The sequence below is a fragment of the Rhizobium sp. RAF56 genome, from assembly GCF_052113965.1.
Taxonomy (GTDB): Bacteria; Pseudomonadota; Alphaproteobacteria; order Rhizobiales; family Rhizobiaceae; genus Rhizobium.
Genome location: NZ_JBFRDU010000124.1, coordinates 1 through 834 on the forward strand (window position 1 = coordinate 1; position 834 = coordinate 834).

At 60.8% G+C, this 834-nt stretch carries 1 protein-coding gene; it reads right to left on the bottom strand.

The features are described 5' to 3' along the window. Nucleotides 1-259 precede the first annotated feature (259 nt). A partial coding sequence (locus tag AB4048_RS28870) for an MIP/aquaporin family protein (RefSeq protein WP_442205358.1) occupies nt 260-834 on the bottom strand: 575 nt, incomplete at its 5' end.

The window sequence follows — 834 nt, forward strand, 5'->3', positions numbered from 1 at the left end:
CTCAACACAGCAGCGACAACGCGATCACGAAGGTCGTTCGATAAAGGTCGGGTCATAGATACTGGCCTCCATCCAGCCAGCATCTTGAATCACAATCATCCTGATTCGGGAATCACCTCAGATTCAGACCAAAGCGGAAACGGTCTAAATCACGAAGGACCGAGCACCGGCGGAAAAGACGTTTCGGTTCTTCCAGGAAGCCAATCGTGTGGGTGAGTACGGTGTCCATTGTTCCGTGGTCGCCGTGCTGATACCCGCCCTATGAATTGCCAGTGGTTGGGTTGAGCGCCTTGAAGGCGAAGGCCGCCGCGACCCCTCCCAATAATTCCGCGATGATGTAGAGCCACATGCTGGACCAAAAGAGCATGCCCCGGATGGCGGCGCCGATTGCGACGGCCGGATTGAAGGCCGCTCCCGACACTTGTCCCACCGCGAAGGCGCCAGCCAGGACCGTAAAACCGATCGCGAGACCGAAGTAGGAATTTCCTTCTGTTGCGTCCGCCGTCGCCACGTTCAAGACAACGTACACCAGCGCAAACGTGAAAAGGAACTCGGCGAAAAACGCCCCCACGACAGGGGCAACCAAGGGGCTGACCGGCGCGCCTTTGAGGGCCAGGCCGACGATCCACGCCGCAACGATGGCGCCCAGCAGTTGCGCGCCCCAGTAGGGCAGCACGTCCGCGGCTGGACAGCGTCCCCGCAGGTATACCCCAAGCGTGACCGCGGGATTGTAATGGGCGCCCGAGACGTGACCGCCTGCGTAGATCATAACCATCAGCACGCTGCCTATGGCCAGCGGAGCGATTACGCCCGGAGCCGCGGCCATCCCGGTGC